The following is an 18497-nucleotide window of genomic DNA, read 5'->3' as shown; positions in this document are numbered from 1 at the left end:
CGCGTTCGATGAACGGCAACACCGAAGAGCTCGTCCGGGCCCTTCGCCAATCGCTGAAGGAAAACGAGCGGCTCAAGCGCGAGAACCGCCAATACCTCGCCGCCACCACCGAGCCGGTGGCGGTGGTGGGCATGGGATGCCGCTATCCCGGTGGGGTGGACTCGCCAGAGGCGTTGTGGGAGATGGTGGTTGAGGGCCGCGACGTCGTCTCGGAGTTCCCGTCGGACCGCGGCTGGAGCCTGGCCGGGCTCTTCGATGCGGATCCGGACGCGGTCGGAAAGTCCTACGCGCGCTGCGGCGGGTTTCTCTCGGACGTCGGGGATTTCGACGCCGCCTTCTTCGGGATCGCGCCGAGCGAGGCGCTGGCGATGGACCCCCAGCAACGCCTGCTGCTCGAGGTGTCGTGGGAGGCGTTGGAGCGGGCCGGAATCGATCCCGTCACCCTGCGCGGTTCGTCGACCGGCGTGTTCGCCGGGATCTTTCACGGCTCCTACGGGGGACAGGGCCGGGTGCCGGGACACTTGGAGCGATACGGCCTGCGCGGCTCGACGCTGAGTGTGGCATCCGGGCGGGTGGCGTACTCGTTGGGGCTCGAGGGCCCGGCGGTTTCCGTCGACACGGCGTGTTCGTCGTCGCTGGTGGCCCTCCATTTGGCCGCGCAGTCGTTGCGTTCCGGTGAATGCGATCTGGCGCTGGCCGGCGGCGTGACGGTGATGGCCACGCCGGCGATGTTCATCGAATTCAGTCGCCAGCGGGCGCTGGCCGCCGACGGCCGCTGCAAGGCCTACGCGGGCGCGGCCGACGGCACCGGGTTTTCCGAGGGCGTCGGCGTGCTCGTGCTGGAGCGGCTGGCCGACGCGCGCCGGCTCGGGCATCCGGTGCTGGCCGTGATACGCGGGTCCGCGGTGAACCAGGACGGCGCGTCCAACGGGCTGGCGACGCCCAACGGGCCCTCGCAGCAACGGGTGATCCGGGCGGCGCTGGCCAACGCGCGGCTGGGCGCCGCGGACGTGGACCTGGTGGAGGGGCATGGGACCGGCACCACGCTCGGGGATCCGATTGAGGCGCAGGCGCTTCTGGCGACCTACGGGCAGGACCGGCCCGTGGACCGGCCGCTGTGGCTGGGGTCGATCAAATCCAACATGGGTCACACGTCGGCCGCGGCCGGCGCCGGCGGAGTGATCAAGATGGTGCAGGCGGTCCGCCACGGCGTGATGCCCAAGACGCTGCACGTGGATGAGCCGACGCCGCACGTGGATTGGTCGGCCGGCGCGGTGTCGCTGCTGACCGAATCGCGCCCGTGGTCCACGCCCGACCGGCCGCGCCGCGCGGGCGTCTCGTCGTTCGGCATCAGCGGCACCAACGCGCACGTCATCGTCGAGCAGTATGCGCCGGAGCCCGAAAGCGACTCGCCCCCAGGCGATGACGTGGTGGTGCCGTGGGTCCTCTCGGCCCGGTCGGCCGAGGCGCTGTCGAACCAGGCGGCGCGGCTGCTGGCGCACGTGAAGGCCCATCCCACGCTGCGGGTGATCGACGTGGGCTGGTCGCTGGTCGCGACGCGGTCGCGCTTCGAGCACCGCGCGGTGGTCGTGGGCGCCACCGGCGCGCAGCTGCTGCGGGGGCTGGCCGAGTTGGCGGCCGGCGAGCAGGGGGCCGGCGTCGCGGTGGGCCGGGCGCAGTCGCCCGGCAAGACGGTGTTCGTGTTCCCCGGCCAGGGCTCGCAATGGGCCGGCATGGGCGCCCAATTGCTGGACAGTTCAACGGTATTCGCCGAGCAGCTGCACCGGTGCGCGGGGGCGCTCGCCGATCACGTCGACTGGTCGCTGATCGACGTCATCCGCGGCGCGCCGGGCGCGCCCGGACTGGACCGGGTGGACGTGGTGCAGCCGGCGCTGTGGGCGGTCATGGTGTCGCTCGCGGAGTTGTGGCGTTCGGTGGGCGTGGTGCCCGATGCGGTGATCGGTCATTCCCAGGGTGAAATCGCTGCGGCCTGCGTGGCGGGGGCGCTGTCGCTGGAAGACGCCGCCCGGGTGGTGGCGCTGCGCAGCAGACTGCTGGTGGGGCTGTCGGGCCGGGGCGGCATGGTCTCGCTGGCCTGCGCCCTGCCGCGCGCCGAGCAGCTGATCGCGCCGTGGGGTGAGCGATTGAATATCGCCACGATCAACGGTGTTTCGGCGGTGGTGGTCTCCGGCGAGGTGGACGCGCTGACCGAATTGATGCGGCGGTGCGAAGCCGACAACATCCGCGCCCGCCGCATCGATGTCGACTACGCCTCGCATTCCGCCGCGGTGGACGCGATCCGCGAGCCCCTCGCCGCGGCGCTGAACGGCATTGCACCGCGGTCGTCCTCGGTCGCGTTCTTCTCCACCGTGACCGGTGAGCTCATGGACACCGCGGGACTGGACGCCGACTACTGGTTCCGTAGCATCCGGCAGACGGTGCAGTTCGAGCGGGCGGTCCGCTGCGCCTGCGACGCGGGCTATCGGGCGTTCATCGAATCCAGCCCGCACCCCGTGCTGATGGCCGCCATCGAAGAGACCATGCCCGACCACGAACAGGGCTGCGTCATCCCGTCGTTGGGCCGCGACGACGGCGGCCCGGACCGCTTCTGGCTCTCGGCCGGGCAGGCGTTCGTGGCGGGCGTGGGTGTGGACTGGCCCGCCGCGTTCGACGGCCTGGGCGGCCGGCGTGTCGACCTGCCCACGTACGGGTTTGCGCGGCAACACTTTTGGCTTCAGGGCGGATCGACGGGCTCGTCTGACGCCGCCACCCTGGGGGTCAGCGGTGCCGAGCACGGGCTGCTCGGCGCGGTGGTGCCCCGGCCCGACTCCGGCGGTGTGGCGCTCACGGGCCGGGTGTCGACGGTCGCCCACCCCTGGTTGGCCGATCACGCGGTGGGCCAGACCGTCTTGTTCCCCGGTGCGGGATTCGTCGAGCTGGCCATCCGCGCGGGTGACGAGGTCGGCTGCGGCGTGCTCGACGAGCTGACACTGTCGGCGCCGTTGGTGCTGCCCGCCGGCGACGGTGTGCAGGTGCAACTCGCGGTCGGGGCGGCCGACGAGTCGGGTCGGCGTCGGCTGTCGGTGTATTCGGATGCCGCGCAGCCGGGTTCGGAGTGGGTGTTGCACGCCGAGGGACTGTTGCGGCCGGGGGCGGTGACTCCGGCCGCGGACCTCTCGGTGTGGCCGCCCGTCGGGGCGACCGCGGTGGAGGTCTCGGGCGCCTACGCCGCGCTCGCCCGGCGCGGCTACGAATACGGCCGCGCATTCCAGGGATTGCGGGCGATGTGGCAGCGCGGGGACGAGCTCTTCGCCGAGGTCGCCGTGCCCGACGCCGCCGCGGCCGACGGCGGCTTCGGAATCCATCCCGTGCTGTTGGACGCCGCGCTGCAAGCGATCGGGGCCGCCGGCGAGCAGGACATGACCGTGTTGCCGTTCTCCTGGCAGGGCGTGTCGTTGCACGCGTCGGGCGCGGCGCGGGCGCGGGTACGGATCGCGCCCGCCGGCGCCGGGGCGGTCTCGGTGGAATTGGCGGACGGAGCGGGGCTGCCGGTGCTGTCGGTGGGCGCGTTGGCCATGCGCCCGGTCTCCGCCGAGCAATTGGCCACCGCGGCGGCACCCACGCAGCGCCCGCTCGCCCAGGGAGTGCTCGACCTGACCTGGTCACCGATCACGCTGGGCGGCGAGGACGACGGCGCAAAGGCCACGGTGTGGGAGTTGGCAGATCACGGCGGCGACGTGGTGAAGTCGGTGCACGCGGCGGCCGCCGAGGCCTTGGAGGTGCTGCAATCGTGGTTGCGCGCCGACGGCGACGGGGTGCTGGCCGTGCGGACCCGCGGCGCGGTCGCGCTTGCCGGCGAAGACGTTTCGGACCTTTCCGGCGCCGCGGTGTGGGGCCTGGTGCGCTCGGCGCAGGCCGAGCACCCCGGCCGCATGGTGCTGATCGACTCCGACGGGTCGCTGGATCCCCACGCGGTAATCGGTTGCGGTGAGCCGCAAGTGGTGGTCCGCGGGGGCGTCGCCTATGCGGCCCGGCTGCGGCTGGTGCGGGCGGACTCCGCGATCGGCCTGCCGGCCGGTGGCTGGCGGTTGGACGCCGGCGGCGAGGGCACCCTGGAGGACCTCGTCGTAAGCCCTTGCCCGCGAACCGAATTGATCGCGGGGCAGGTGCGGGTGGCGGTGGCCGCGGTCGGGGTCAACTTCCGCGATGTGCTGGTGGCGCTGGGGATGTATCCCGGCGGCGGCCAGCTGGGGGCCGAGGGCGCCGGTGTGGTCGTCGAGGTCGCCCCCGACGTGACCGGGTTGGCCGTCGGTGATCCGGTCATGGGGTTGTTGGGGGTCGTCGGCTCCGAGGCGGTGGTCGACCAGCGATTGGTGACACCGGTGCCCGACGGGCTGTCGCTGGTCGCGGCCGCCGGCGTGCCGGTGGTATTCCTCACCGCGCTGTACGGGTTGTCGGTGCTGGCGGGGCTGCGCTGCGGGGAGCGCGTGTTGGTGCACACCGCCACCGGGGGAGTGGGCATGGCCGCGGTGCAACTGGCGCGGCACTGGGGTGCGGAGGTGTTCGTCACCGCAAGCCGCGGCAAGTGGGATACCTTGCGCGCGATGGGATTCGACGACGACCACATCGGGGATTCCCGCACGCTCGAGTTCGAGGAGAAGTTCCGCGCGGTGGCGGGTGACCGCGCCTTCGATGTCGTGCTCAATTCCCTGGCCGGCGATTTCACCGACGCCTCGCTGCGGCTGTTGGCGCCCGGTGGGCGATTCATCGAGATGGGCAAGACCGACGTCCGCGACCCGCGCGTCGTCGCCGAACAATATGGGGGCGCCCAGTACCGGGCCTTCGACCTGTTGGAGGCCGGCCCGGACCGGACGGCGGCCATGCTGGCCGAGATCGTCGGATTGTTGACCCGCGGGGTCTTGACACCGTTGCCGCAGAAGACATTCGACGTCCGCTGCGCCGCGGCGGCCTACCGGTACGTCAGCCAGGCCCGCCACGTCGGCAAGGTCGCGCTCACCGTGCCGTCGGGGCCCGGCGAGGTGCTCAGCGGCTGCGGCGGCGGGCTGGCCGGGGGCAGTGTGGTGATCACCGGCGGCACTGGGATGGCCGGTTCGGCGCTGGCCCGCCACCTCGTCGACCGCTACGGGGTGGCCCACGTGGTGCTGGTCAGCCGGGCCGGCGCGGAGGCCCCCGGTGTCGCGGAACTGGTGGACGGGCTGAAGCGGGCCGGCGCCGACGTGTCGGTGGAGGCCTGCGACGTCGCCGATCCCGACGCGGTGGGGGCGATGCTTTCCCGGATACCGGCGCACTATCCGCTGCGCGGCGTCGTTCACGCCGCCGGGATCCTCGACGACGGGTTGATCTCGTCGCTGACCCCGGACCGGGTGGACGCGGTGCTGCGGGCCAAGGTCGACGGTGCCTGGAACCTGCACCAGCTCACCCGCGATCTGGATTTGTCGGCGTTCGTGGTGTTTTCGTCGATGGCCGGGATCGTGGGGACCCCGGGACAGGCCAACTACGCGGCGGCCAACAGCTTCCTCGACGGGCTGGCCGCCTACCGGCGCGCCCACGGCCTCGCGGGCCTGTCGCTGGCCTGGGGCCTGTGGGAACAGGCCTCGGCGATGACGGCGCACCTCGGCGACCGGGACAAGGCCCGGATGAGCAGGATCGGCCTGGCGCCGCTGCCCACCGGGCAGGCCTTGGCGGCCTTCGACGCCGCCATGCTGGTCGACCGTCCGGTGCTGGTGGCCGCCGCCGTGGACCGGGCCGACCTGTCGGACAACGTCGCCGCGCTGCCGCCGCTGCTGCGCGAACTCGCCGCCGGCCCGGCCCGGCGCGTGGTCGACGACACCGGCGCCGCCGCGTCCAGCACGGGTCTGAGCGCACGCCTGAACGGCCTGAGCCCCGAGGCCCGGCAGCGCGAATTGATCGACCTGGTTCGCGGCAACGCCGCGATGGTCCTGGGCGTGCCGAACCCGGCCGACATCAACGTCGGCCGCGCGTTCCAGGAGCTCGGCTTCGACTCGCTCACCGCGGTCGAGCTGCGTAACCGGCTCAAAAACGCGACGGGCCTTACCCTTTCGCCAACACTCATCTTCGACTACCCCACGCCGACCGTGCTGGCTGGGCACCTGGACACACAACTGGCGGGGGCCGGCACCGACGTGCAGCCGAACCTGATGGCCCGGGTCAACGACATCACCCGCGAACTGCAGGCGCTGCTGGGCGCGCCCGACTGGAATGCCGACGACCGCTCGGTGCTGCGGGCGCGCATCCACACCCTGCTCGGCGCCATTGCGCCCGCCGATCCGGCCGACTCCGAACACCTCGACGATGACCTCGATGCCGCCACCGAAAGCCAACTCTTTGCGATCCTCGATGAAGAACTCGGCCGCTGACACCCCGCCAGGAGCGGCAACGCCCGGCACCGCGCAGCACGTCGACTACCTGAAGCGCCTCACGGCGGATCTCAGGCGGACCCGGCGGCGCGTCGCCGAGCTGGAAGGCCAACTGTCCGAACCGGTCGCGGTGGTGGGCATGGCCTGCCGCTACGCCGGCGGCGTGGACACCCCGGAAGCCCTCTGGGAGCTGGTCGCCGAGGGGCGGGACACGGTGTCGGACTTCCCGCTCGATCGCGGCTGGGACGTCGAGGGCCTCTACGACCCGGACCCGGACGCGAAAGGCAAGATGTACACCCGCCACGGCAGCTTCCTGCAGCACGCGGGGGACTTCGACGCCGGGTTCTTCGGCATCGGGCCCAGCGAGGCGCTGGCCATGGACCCCCAGCAGCGGATGATGCTGGAGATCTGCTGGGAGGCGTTGGAGCGCGCGGGAATTGACCCCTTCGCGCTGCGCGGCACGGCGACCGGAGTCTTCGCGGGGGTCATTCACGCCGGGTATGGCGGCGAGGTGAAAGGCGAGCTGGAGGGCTACGGGCTCACGGGCTCGACCTTGAGCGTCACCTCGGGCCGGGTGTCGTACGTGTTGGGGCTGGAAGGCCCGGCGGTCTCGGTGGACACCGCGTGCTCGTCCTCGTTGGTCTCCATGCACCTGGCCGCGCAGTCGTTGCGGTCCGGGGAATGCGACCTGGCGCTGGCCGGGGGAGTGACCGTCATGGCGACCCCGGCGGCGTTCGTCGAATTCAGCCGGCAGCGGGCGCTGGCGCCCGACGGTCGCTGCAAGGTGTACGCCGGGGCGGCGGACGGGACTTCGTGGTCGGAGGGCGCCGGTGTGCTGGTGCTGGAGCGGCTGGCCGACGCGCGGCGCCTGGGACACCCGGTCCTGGCGCTGCTGCGGGGCACCGCGGTGAACCAGGACGGCGCGTCCAACGGCTTGACCGCACCCAACGGGCCGTCGCAGCAGCGGGTCATCCGGGCCGCGTTGGCCAACGCCGGACTGACGGCGGCGGACGTGGATGCCGTGGAGGGCCACGGGACCGGGACCGTGCTCGGGGACCCCATCGAGGCGCAGGCGCTGCTCGCGACGTACGGACAGGACCGCCCGGCGGACCGCCCGCTGTGGCTGGGATCGATCAAATCCAACATCGGCCACACCTCGGCCGCGGCGGGCGTGGCCGGGGTGATCAAGATGGTGCAGGCGATGCGGCACGGGGTGTTGCCCAGGACGCTGCACGTGGATGTCCCGTCGCCCCACGTGGATTGGTCGGCCGGGGCGGTGTCGCTGCTGACCGACCCGCGGCCCTGGCCGGATCACGACGGGCCGCGGCGGGCAGGCGTCTCCTCCTTCGGGATCAGCGGCACCAACGCCCACGTGATCGTCGAGCAGGCACCCGCCGAACCCAACGACGTGCCCGCGGCGCACGACGGCTCGAATCCCATTGTCCCGTGGGTGGTTTCGGCACGCTCGACCGACGCGCTGGCCGGTCAGGCCCAACGCCTGCTGGACCACCTGGGCGCCACACCGGATGTGCCCGCGGTGGACGTGGGCTGGTCGTTGGCGACCACCCGGGCGGCGTTCGAGCACCGCGCGGTGCTGATCGGCGCCGACCGTGCGGGCCTGTCAGCCGGCCTGGCGGGGTTGGCCGCGGGGGCGCCGGTCCCGGGCGCGATCACCGGGCGCACCCGCGCGGCGGGCAAGCGCGTGTTCGTGTTTCCCGGTCAGGGTTCGCAGTGGCTGGGCATGGGCGCGGCCTTGTACGAACGCTTTCCCGCGTTCGCCCAGGCTTTTGACGAGACGGTGACCGCGGTGGACGCCCACTGCCGGCTGCCGTTGCGCGAGGTGATGTGGGGCTCCGACGCGGAGTTGTTGCAGAGCACCGAATTCGCCCAGCCGGCGCTGTTCGCGCTGGAGATCGCGATGGCCGCGCTGTGGGAAGCCCTGGGCGTCACACCGGATGTGGTGATCGGCCACTCCGTGGGGGAGATCGCCGCGGCCTGCGTCGCGGGCGCGCTCTCGCTGTCCGACGCGGCGCGATTGGTCGCGAGCCGGGGCCGGTTGATGGCGCAGTTGCCGCCCGGTGGGGTGATGATGGCCGTGACCGCGACCGAGGCCGACGTGGCGCCGCTGCTGAACGGCGACGTCGGCATCGCGGCGGTCAACGGCCCGCAATCGCTCGTGCTTTCGGGCTCGGAGTCGGCGGTGAAGGTGGTCGCGGACCGGCTGGCGGCCGGGGGCGCCCGGGTGCGGCAGCTGGCGGTCTCGCACGCGTTCCACTCGCCGCTGATGGAACCCATGATGGGGGACTTCGCCGCGGTGGTGGCCGGCGTGTCGGCACGCGAGCCGCGGATCGCGTTGGTGTCCAACCTGACCGGGCAGCTGGCCGGGCCCGACTATGGGACGGTCGCGTACTGGGTTGACCATGTGCGCAAGCCGGTTCGGTTCGTCGACGGCGTGCAACTGGCCGAATCGCTAGGCGCCGGTGTGTTTTTAGAGGTCGGCCCCGGGGCGGCGATGACGGCCGCGGTCGACCAGTGCCTGACCACCGACCGCGCGATGTCGGTGGTGTCGATGGCCAAGGGCCGCCCCGAGGTCGACTCGCTGCTGTCGGCGGCCGGACAGCTGTTCGCGACAGGTTCGGACCTGGACTGGTCGGCGGCGTTCACCGGGCTGAGCGCGCGGCGCATCCCGTTGCCGACGTATGCCTTTGTGCGGCGCCGGTTTTGGCTGTCGAGCGATTCGGTGGGATCGGCGAACATCGCCAGCCTGGGTCTGACCGAGGCCGAGCACGCGTTGCTGGGGGCGGTAGTGGACCGGCCGGATTCCGGCGGTGTGGTGTTGACGGGCCGGCTGTCGACGGCCGCCCAACCGTGGCTGGGCGACCACGCCGTGGCCGGCACGGTGCTGTTCCCCGGGGCGGGCTTCGTGGAGCTGGCGTTGCGGGCGGGTGACGAGGTCGGCTGCTCGGTGATCGAGGAACTGACGCTGTCGGCACCGCTAGCGGTCCCGGTGGGCGGGGTCGTGCAGCTGCAGGTGGTGGTGGAGGCGGCCGACGGCACCGGAGCGCGGGCCGTCTCCGTGTATTCGCGTGCGGCGCAAACGGATTGGATTTTGCACGCCGAGGGCTTGTTGCGCGACGGCGCGACCACCCCGGTGACGGATCTGTCGGTGTGGCCCCCCGTCGGCGCCGAGGCGGTGGACGTGGCCGGCGCGTACGACGGCCTGGCGGACCGCGGCTACGGGTACGGCCCGGCCTTTCAGGGGTTGCGGGCCGTGTGGCGGCGGGGGGCCGAAACGTTCGCCGAGGTCGAGCTCCCGCAGCACGCCGGTGTCGCGACCGGCGGCTTCGGCATCCACCCGGTGCTGCTGGACGCGGCGTTGCACGCGCTCGGGGTGGCCGACGAGCGGATCGAGACCGTGTTGCCGTTCTCCTGGCAGGGCGTGAGCCTCTACGCCGCCGGTGCATCGCGGGTCCGGGTGCGGCTGGCACCGGCGGGCACCGGCGCCGTGTCGGTCGACCTGGCCGACGCGTCGGGCCTGCCGGTGCTCTCGGTGCGGGAGTTGGTGACGCGCGCCGTGTCGGCCGACCAATTGAGGGCGGCGCTGGCGGCCCGCGCCGGGAGCGGCGAGCTCCTCGACGTGGTATGGTCGCCGATCTCGCTCCCGGGCAACGGGGTTGGCCAGGGCGTGACCGTATGGGAGCCGCCCCCCGGCGCTTCGATCACCGCGGTCTACACCGCGGCGCACGAGGCCCTCGGCGTCCTGCAGTCCTGGCTGTCCGGCGACGCGGCCGGGACGTTGGTGGTGCAGACCCGTGGTGCGGTGACCCTGTCCGCTGACGACGTCTCCGACCTGGCCGGCGCGGCCGTCTGGGGGCTGGTGCGCTCGGCGCAGGCCGAGCATCCGGGCCGCATCGTGTTGGTCGACACCGACGGCTCGTTGGACGTCGCGACGGTGATCGGTTGCGGCGAACCGCAATTGGTGGTGCGCGACGGCATCGCCCACAGTGCCCGGCTGAAGCCGGCCGGCCAGCGGGCGCTGTTGTCGCTGCCCGCGCCGCCGTCGGTGTGGCGGCTGGCCGCCGGCGACGCCGGGACGCTGGAGGACCTGGCGGTCCAGGAGTACCCGCCGGCGGAGCTGGAAGCCGGACAGGTGCGGGTGGCGGTGGCCGCGGCCGGGGTGAATTTCCGGGACGTGCTGGTGGCGCTGGGCATGTATCCCGGTGCCGCGCAGTTGGGTGCCGAGGGCGCCGGCATCGTGACCGAAGTCGGTTCCGGCGTCACCGATGTGGCCGTCGGCGACGCGGTGATGGGGATCTTCGGGCTGGCGGGCTCGGAGGCGACCGTCGATCGGCGGCTGGTCACGCGGGTGCCGCGGGGCTGGTCGATGGCTCAGGCCGCCGGCGTGCCGGTGGTGTTCCTGACCGCGTACTACGGGCTCTCGGTGTTGGCCGGATTGCGGGCGGGCCAACGGGTGCTGGTGCACGCGGCCACCGGCGGGGTCGGCATGGCCGCGGTGCAGCTGGCCCGGCATTGGGGCGCGGAGGTATTCGCGACGGCCAGTCGCGGCAAATGGGACACGCTGCGCGCCATCGGTTTCGACGATGCCCACATCGCGGATTCGCGGACGCTGGAGTTCGAGCACAAGTTCCGCGCGGCGGTGGGCGCCGGGGGCTTCGGCGTGGTGCTCAACTCCCTGGCCGGTGAATTCAACGATGCGTCCCTGCGGCTCTTGGGCCGGGGTGGTCGTTTCATCGAGATGGGCAAGACCGACCTGCGTGATCCGGATGTCGTCGCGCACGCCCACCCCGGGGTGGGGTACCGCGCCTTCGACCTGATGGAGGCCGGCCCGGATCGAATCGCGGAGATGCTGGCCGAATTGATGACGTTGTTCGCCGGTGGGGCCCTGGCGCCGTTGCCGGTCAAGGCTTTCGACGCGCGTAGCGCCGCCGACGCCTACCGCTTTGTCAGCCAGGCCCGTCACATCGGCAAGGTCGTGCTCACCATGCCGGACGGCCCCGCGGGGCTGGCGGGCGGGACCGCGCTCATCACCGGCGGCACCGGCATGGCGGGGTCGGCGGTGGCTCGCCACCTCGTCGAGCGGCATCGGGTGCCCCACGTGATGCTGGTCAGTCGCGGCGGGGAGCAGGCGGCCGGAATCGCCGAGCTGGCAGGCGAATTGCGCGACCTGGGCGCCTCGGTGTCGGTGGTGGCCTGCGATGTCGGCGACCGGGACGCGGTCGCGGCCCTGCTGGCGCGGGTGCCCTCGCACTACCCGCTGCGGTCGGTGTTCCACGCCGCGGGGGTGATCGACGACGCGATGGTCGCGTCATTGACTCCCGCGCGTATCGACGCGGTGTTGCGCGCCAAGGTTGACGGCGCGTGGCACCTGCACGAGCTGACCAAAGAACTGGACCTGGCCGCGTTCGTGGCCTTTTCGTCCATGGCCGGCATCGTGGGTGCGCCGGGTCAGGGCAACTATGCGGCGGCCAACAGCTTCCTCGACGCGCTGGCGGCCCATCGCCACGCCCGGGGACTGCCGGGATTGTCGGTGGCGTGGGGGATGTGGGAAGAGCCGTCGGCGATGACGCACCACCTCGGCGAGGCCGATCGGGCCAGGATGAGCCGGGCCGGGCTGAGCGCGTTGTCCACCCGGCAAGCGCTGGACCTGTTGGACGCCGCGCTGCTCGGCGACCGGCCCATGGTGGTGGGCACCCGCCTCGACCGGGGCGCGCTGGCGCACCACAGCGCCACGCTGCCGCCGCTGCTGAGCCAGCTGGCCACCCGCCCCGCCCGGCGGGTCCTCGAGCACACCGACATGGTGTCCCTGACGGGCCTGCGGGCGCGCCTGGACGGCCTGAGTCCCGAACAGCGACAAGCCGAATTGGTGGAACTGGTCTGCGGCAACGCGGCCACGGTACTGGGGCACACCACCGCCGACGTCAACGCCGACGACGCGTTCGGTGACCTCGGTTTCGACTCGCTGACCGCCGTCGAACTGCGAAACCGGCTCAAAATCGCTACCGGGCTAACCCTGTCACCCACGCTGATCTTCGATCACCCCACGCCGGCCGCCTTGGCCGAACACCTCGGAACCGAACTGGCCACCGGCTCCGTCGCCGCCCCGGCCACCGAGCCCGATCGCATCGCCCGGTTCGACGACATCGCGCGGGAACTGCAGGCACTGCTGGGCCGGCCCGGGCTGAGCCCCGCCGACCGGGCACAGCTCGTCGCCCGGCTCGAGGGTCTGCTGGCGACGGCGACCGGCCCGACGCCGTCCGCGCTGCCCGATCAGCCTGAGGACGCGTTCGACGACGACCTCGCCACCGCCACCGAGAGTCAGCTCTTTGCCATCCTCGACGACGAAGTCGGCCCCTGACCTTGGCCTCGACAGACGTAGCGATCATCGGGCTGGCGTGCAAGTTCCCCGGAGCGGCCGGCCCCGAGGCCTTGTGGCGGCTCATCCGCGACGGGCGGGAGAACACCCAATTCGCCGGGGAGGCACAGCAATTCGACGCCGACTTCTTCAACCTGTCGCCGCGCGAGGCGTGCGCGATGGACCCGAGGCAACGGCTGGCCCTCGAACTGACCTGGGAGCTGTTCGAGAACGCATTCATCGTTCCCGACACACTGCGGACAGAACCGGTTTCGGTGTACCTCGGGGTGATGACGGATGACTACGCCGCGCTGACCCTGCGCGACCTCGCCGACAACCTCGACCACCACACGTTCACCGGCATCAGCCGGGCGATGATCGCCAACCGGATCTCGTATGCCTTCGGGCTGCAGGGGCCCAGCATGACCGTCGACTCCGGCCAGTCCTCGTCCCTGGTGGCGGTGCACCTCGGATGCGAAAGCGTGCGGACCGGGCAGTCGTCGCTGGCCATCGCGGGCGGGGTTCACCTCAACCTGGCCGACGAAATCGCCATGCTGGAACGGGAATTCGGCGCCGTGTCGGTGTCCGGCCACACCTACGCTTTCGATCGGCGCGCCGACGGTTACGTGCGCGGTGAGGGCGCGGGGCTGGTGCTGCTGAAGCCCCTGCCGGCCGCGCTCGACGACGGCGATCGCATCCACGCCGTCATTCGCGGCAGCGCCGTCGCCAACGCCGGGCACAGCCCGGCCGGCCAGACCGTGCCGTCGGCGCGTGGCGAGGCCGACGTGATCCGCCGCGCGCTCGCCGACGCCGGCCTCGAGGCGGCGGACATCGACTACGTCGAGGCCCACGGCACGGGAACCAAAGTGGGTGACGCGATCGAAGCCCAAGCGCTGGGTGAGGTTTTCGGCGTGCGCGCACACGATCCGGTTCGGGTGGGATCGGTGAAGACCAACATCGGCCACGCCGGCGGCGCCGCCGGGGTGGCGGGTCTGCTCAAGGCCGTCCTGTCGATCCACCATTCGACGATTCCGCCGAGCCTCAACCATGCCGGCCCAGATCCCGAGGTGGATCTGAATCGCCTTGGACTGCAAGTCAATACCGTGGCGGTGCCCTGGCCGTCCACGCGCCACCCGCGGCGGGCCGGGGTGTCCTCGTTCGGCATGGGCGGGACGAACGCGCACCTCGTCGTGGAACAGCCTCCCGCCCAACCCCATGCGGCGCAATCGAACTCAGGCTTCACGGTGCCGTGGGTGCTCTCGGCCCGATCCGAACGCGCGCTCACCAACCAGGTGCGGCGGCTGTCGGACCACCTGGCCGAGCGGGAGGATCTCACCCCCCTCGACGTGGCCTGGTCATTGGTCAGCACCCGGGCGTCTTTCGAGCATCGCGCGGTCGTGGTGGGTGGCGATCGTGGGGAGTTGGCAACGGGATTGGCGGCGCTGGCGGCGGGGCAGCCACATTCGGGTGTGTCGGTGGGCCGGGGCATGCCGCCGGGCAAAACGGTGTTCGTCTTTCCCGGCCAGGGTTCGCAGTGGCTCGGGATGGGGCGCCAACTCTACGACCGCTTCGAGGTGTTCGCCCGCGCCTTCGACGAGGCCGTCGAAGTGGTGGACGGGCATGTGCGGCTGCCCTTGCGCGAGGTGATGTGGGGCGCGGGCCCGGAGTTGTTGCAGAGCACGGAGTTTGCCCAGCCGGCATTGTTCGCGTTGGGGATCGCGCTGGCGGCGTTGTGGCAATCCTTCGGTGTCGCACCGGATGTGGTGATGGGACATTCGGTGGGGGAGATCACCGCGGCGTGCGTGGCCGGGGCGCTGTCGCTGCCCGATGCGGCCCGGCTGGTGGCGGCCCGCGGCCGGCTGATGGGACGGCTGCCGGCCGGTGGGGTGATGGTGGCGGTCGGCGCCGGCGAGGCCGAGGTGGCCGCGTTGATGGACGGTGGGGTGAGCATCGCGGCGGTCAACGGCCCGCAGTCGGTGGTGCTCTCCGGCGAACAGACACCGGTCGCGGCGCTGGCCGATCGGCTGGCGCAAACCGGTCGGCGCGTACACCGGTTGGCGGTCTCCCACGCGTTTCATTCGCCAATGATGGAGCCCATGCTGGGCGAGTTTTCCGCGGTGGCGGCCGGCATCGAACCGCGGCGCCCCCGAGTCGAGTTGGTCTCGAACCTGACCGGGCGGCCGGCCGATGCCGAGTACGGATCGGCGCAGTACTGGGTGGAACACGTGCGCCGGCCGGTGCGCTTCTTCGAGGGGGTGCGCGCCGCCGAGGCGGGCGGCGCCGCGATTTTCCTCGAGCTGGGACCGGGCGCGGCGCTGACGGCCGCCGTGGACCAATCGCTGAGCGCCGAGCGGGCGGCGTCGCTGGCCACCATGCCCAAGGACCGCCCCGAGACGGAATCGACGCTGGCCGCCGCCGGGCAGCTGTTCACCCGCGGACTCGACCTCGACTGGGCGGGCGTCTTCGCCGGCCTGAACGCGCGGCGGGTCGAATTGCCGACGTATGGCTTTGCGCGAGAGAGGTTTTGGCTCGGCGACGGGCGCGGGCCGGGGGGATCGGGGGCCGCGCCCGCCGCCGTGACGCGCTCGCCCGACTTGGCCCAGCGGTTGCACGGCCTGCCGCGCGACGAACAGCAGCGTGTGCTGCTCGGGTTGGTGTGCGAGCACGCGGCGGCCGTGCTGGGATATCCGGGCGGACAGGCCATCGACCACGACCGCGCCTTCGGCGACCTCGGGTTCGACTCACTGACCGGGGTCGAATTGCGCAATCGCCTCACCACACATGCCGGGACGGCGTTGTCACGCACGGTGATCTTCGACTACCCGACCCCGGCCGCGCTGGCCGATCATCTTCGCCGGCAACTACTCCATGACGATCGCGAGGAATCCGACGACGAAAAACTATGGTCCGCGCTGAGGAGGATTCCTGTGCGTGAACTTCGCAGAACGGGATTGCTCGACAAACTCCTATTACTCGCCGGTGTGCCGGAAACACCCGAAGGCGACGCAAATGAACCCGGTCCCAGCGGTGACGATATCGATTCTTTGAGCCCCGACGATTTAATCGCCATGGCGCTCAATGCGGCGGAAGACGACGAAATCGAATGACGAATTCCCCGCTGGCGGACATGATTACGCGTACACCACGCGCAGTCAATCTGACATGTGTTGAATACCAGAAACTTTTGCAAGACCACAGCCAACCGAATAAACTTCCGGCATTACGCGGAATCGTGTTCACGTTGGTTGGCAATCAAGAGAGTAGAGCATGAGCGTCATCGCGGGTGTGTTCGGCGCTTTGCCGCCGCATCGGTACAGCCAACGCGAAATCACCGACCACATCGTCGAGTTCCCCGCGTTGAAGGAACACGAAGAGATCGTCCGGCGTCTGCACGCCGCCGCCAAGGTCAACAGCCGCCACTTCGTCCTGCCGCTCGAGCGGTACCACGCGCTGACCGACTTCGGTGATGCCAATGAGGTCTTCATCGACAAGGCCGTGGAACTTGGCTGCGACGCGCTGCTCGGCGCCCTCGACGAGGCGGGGCTCGTCCCGCAAGACATCGACACGATCGTCACCACGACCGTCACCGGCGTCGCGGTGCCGTCGCTCGACGCCCGGATCGTGGGGCGCCTCGGCCTGCGCCCGGACGTGCGCCGCGTGCCGCTGTTCGGGCTGGGCTGCGCCGGCGGGGCGGCGGGGGTCGGCAGGCTGCACGACTACCTGCGTGGCGCCCCCGACGGCGTCGCCGCCCTGGTGTCGGTCGAGCTGTGCTCGCTGACCTTCCCCGCGGTCGGCCCGACGGTGTCGGGGCTGGTCGGGACCGCGATGTTCGGCGATGGTGCCGCCGCGGTGGTCGCCGTCGGCGACCGTCGCGCCGAGCAGCTGAGCGCGGCCGGGCCCGACATCCTCGATTCGCGCAGCCGCCTGTACCCCGAATCGCTGCACATCATGGGCTGGAACGTCGGCTCGGCCGGCATTCAGCTGGTGATGTCGCCGGAACTGCCCGCCGTCATCGACCGGTACCTGGCCGACGACGTGAGCCGGTTCCTCGCCGCGCACCAGCTGACCAAGGACGACGTCGGCGCCTGGGTGACGCACCCCGGCGGCCCCAAAGTCATCAATACCATCGCCAAGTGCCTCGAGCTGCCGCCGGAGGCGCACGAGCTGACCTGGCGCTCGCTCGGCGAAATCGCGAACCTGTCGTCCGCGTCGGTGCTGCACATCCTGCGGGACACCATCGCCAAGCCACCGCCCGGCGGAAGCCCCGGGCTGATGATCGCGACGGGACCCGGCTTCGGGTCCGAACTGGTGCTGCTGCGCTGGCACTGAGCGGGTCGCTTCCGTAGGCGGCCGGTGTTGTCGGTGGTGGCTGTGATGATGACAGCATGTCGTCGATCGCGTCCGCTGAGGCCGTGGTGGTCACTGCGAGTGACCGCCTTGAGGTGCTGTTCGGGGAGTTGGCGGAGTTGGCGGGTCAGCGCAATGCGATTGATGGGCGCATTGTGGAGATCGTCGCCGAGATTGATCGTGACCAATTGTGTGGTGTGACCGGGGCGCGCTCGGTGCCGGCGTTGGTGGCCTGGAAGCTGGGCTGCTCGTCGGCCAACGCGCACACGATCGCCACCATCGCGGGCAGGCTCGAGGAGTTCCCGCGCTGCACCGCCGGCCTGCGGGAGGGTCGGCTGTCGGCCGATCAGGTCGGGGTGATCGCGGCGCGCGCCGGGCAGGGATCCGATGAGCATTACGCGCAGCTGGCCGCGGTCGCGACGGTCAATCAGCTGCGTACCGCGGTCAAGCTGGAACCGCGACCCGAACCTGAACCTCGGTCCGAGTCAGAGTCCGAGTCCGAGCTCGAACCTCGGCCCGAGATCGAGCCTGAGCGTTCGATCACTACGACCGCCACTGAGTGGGGCGCCTGTTATCGGATCACGCTGGGCCACTTGGATGCCGCGAAGTTCGACGCCGCTTTGGCGTCTCATCGTGAGGCGCTGATCGCCGAGTGGAAACACGACCACGCAAACGGCGCGGGCGTTTCCGATCAGCGGCCCCCGTTGCCCAGCACCGTCGATGCGTTCATGCGGCTGGTCGAGGCGGGTTGGGACGCCGAGGCCGCCCGTCGCCCGCATGGGCAGCACACCACCGTGGTAGCCCACCTCGACGTCGGGCAGCGCGTGGCAACCCTGCATCTGGGTCCGCTGCTCTCGGATGCCGAACGCCGCTTGTTGACCTGCGATGCCACCTGTGAGGTCTGGTTCGAACGCGACGGGCAGGTTATTGGGGCCGGGCGGGTGACGCGGGTGATCAATCGGCGGCTTCGCCGCGCGCTGGAATATCGCGACCGCACGTGCGCGGTGCCCGGCTGCGGGGCCACCCGGGGCCTGCACGCGCATCACCTGTGGCACTGGGAGGACGGTGGCCCCACGGAGTTGGCCAACCTGGTGCTGGTCTGCCCCTATCACCACCGGTTGCATCACCGGGGCGTTATCACCCTCACCGGACCCGCAGACGCCCTGACCGTGACCGACGACGCCGGCCGGGTACTGAGCCCGGGCTCACTGGCACACCCACCCACCCGACCCCCGCCCGCGGTGCCGCCGTGTCCGGGACCTACCGGGGAACGCGCCGACTGGTGGTGGTATGACCCCTTCCAACCCCAACCACCACCGACAAACAACTAGCCCGGCCAGTGCTAGCGATCAAACACGTTGGTGCATAACGAAATTCGT

General features: G+C 71.2%; 5 protein-coding genes. All 5 read left to right on the top strand.

The features are described from left to right. Positions 1-8: 8 nt before the first annotated feature. The 5 genes from K883_RS22715 to K883_RS22695 all read left to right on the top strand — a co-directional run bounded on the left by K883_RS22715 (position 9) and on the right by K883_RS22695 (position 18449). A complete protein-coding gene (locus tag K883_RS22715) occupies positions 9-6398 on the top strand; it encodes a type I polyketide synthase (protein WP_036455969.1) in 6390 nt (2129 codons plus the stop codon). Beyond that, the gene (locus tag K883_RS22710; protein WP_008257611.1) at positions 6379-12774 is read left to right on the top strand and encodes a type I polyketide synthase; all 6396 of its coding nucleotides are present in this window, start codon (positions 6379-6381) and stop codon (positions 12772-12774) included. Before K883_RS22715 ends, K883_RS22710 begins: the two co-directional genes overlap by 20 nt. 2 nt (positions 12775-12776) lie before the next feature. Then, positions 12777-15878 carry a type I polyketide synthase gene (locus K883_RS22705; RefSeq protein WP_036455968.1) on the top strand — a complete coding sequence of 1034 codons (3102 nt, stop codon included), beginning with the start codon at positions 12777-12779 and terminating at the stop codon, positions 15876-15878. Between the two features lie 160 nt (positions 15879-16038). Continuing rightward, a complete protein-coding gene (locus tag K883_RS22700; RefSeq protein ID WP_008257608.1) occupies positions 16039-17100 on the top strand; it encodes a type III polyketide synthase in 1062 nt (353 codons plus the stop codon). 56 nt (positions 17101-17156) lie between these two features. Continuing rightward, the gene (locus K883_RS22695; RefSeq protein WP_014385089.1) at positions 17157-18449 is read left to right on the top strand and encodes an HNH endonuclease signature motif containing protein; all 1293 of its coding nucleotides are present in this window, start codon (positions 17157-17159) and stop codon (positions 18447-18449) included. Positions 18450-18497: the final 48 nt, after the last annotated feature.

This window comes from Mycobacterium sp. TKK-01-0059 (assembly GCF_000709305.1).
GTDB lineage: Bacteria > Actinomycetota > Actinomycetes > Mycobacteriales > Mycobacteriaceae > Mycobacterium > Mycobacterium intracellulare.
This window is presented reverse-complemented; position numbering and strand designations above follow the sequence as displayed.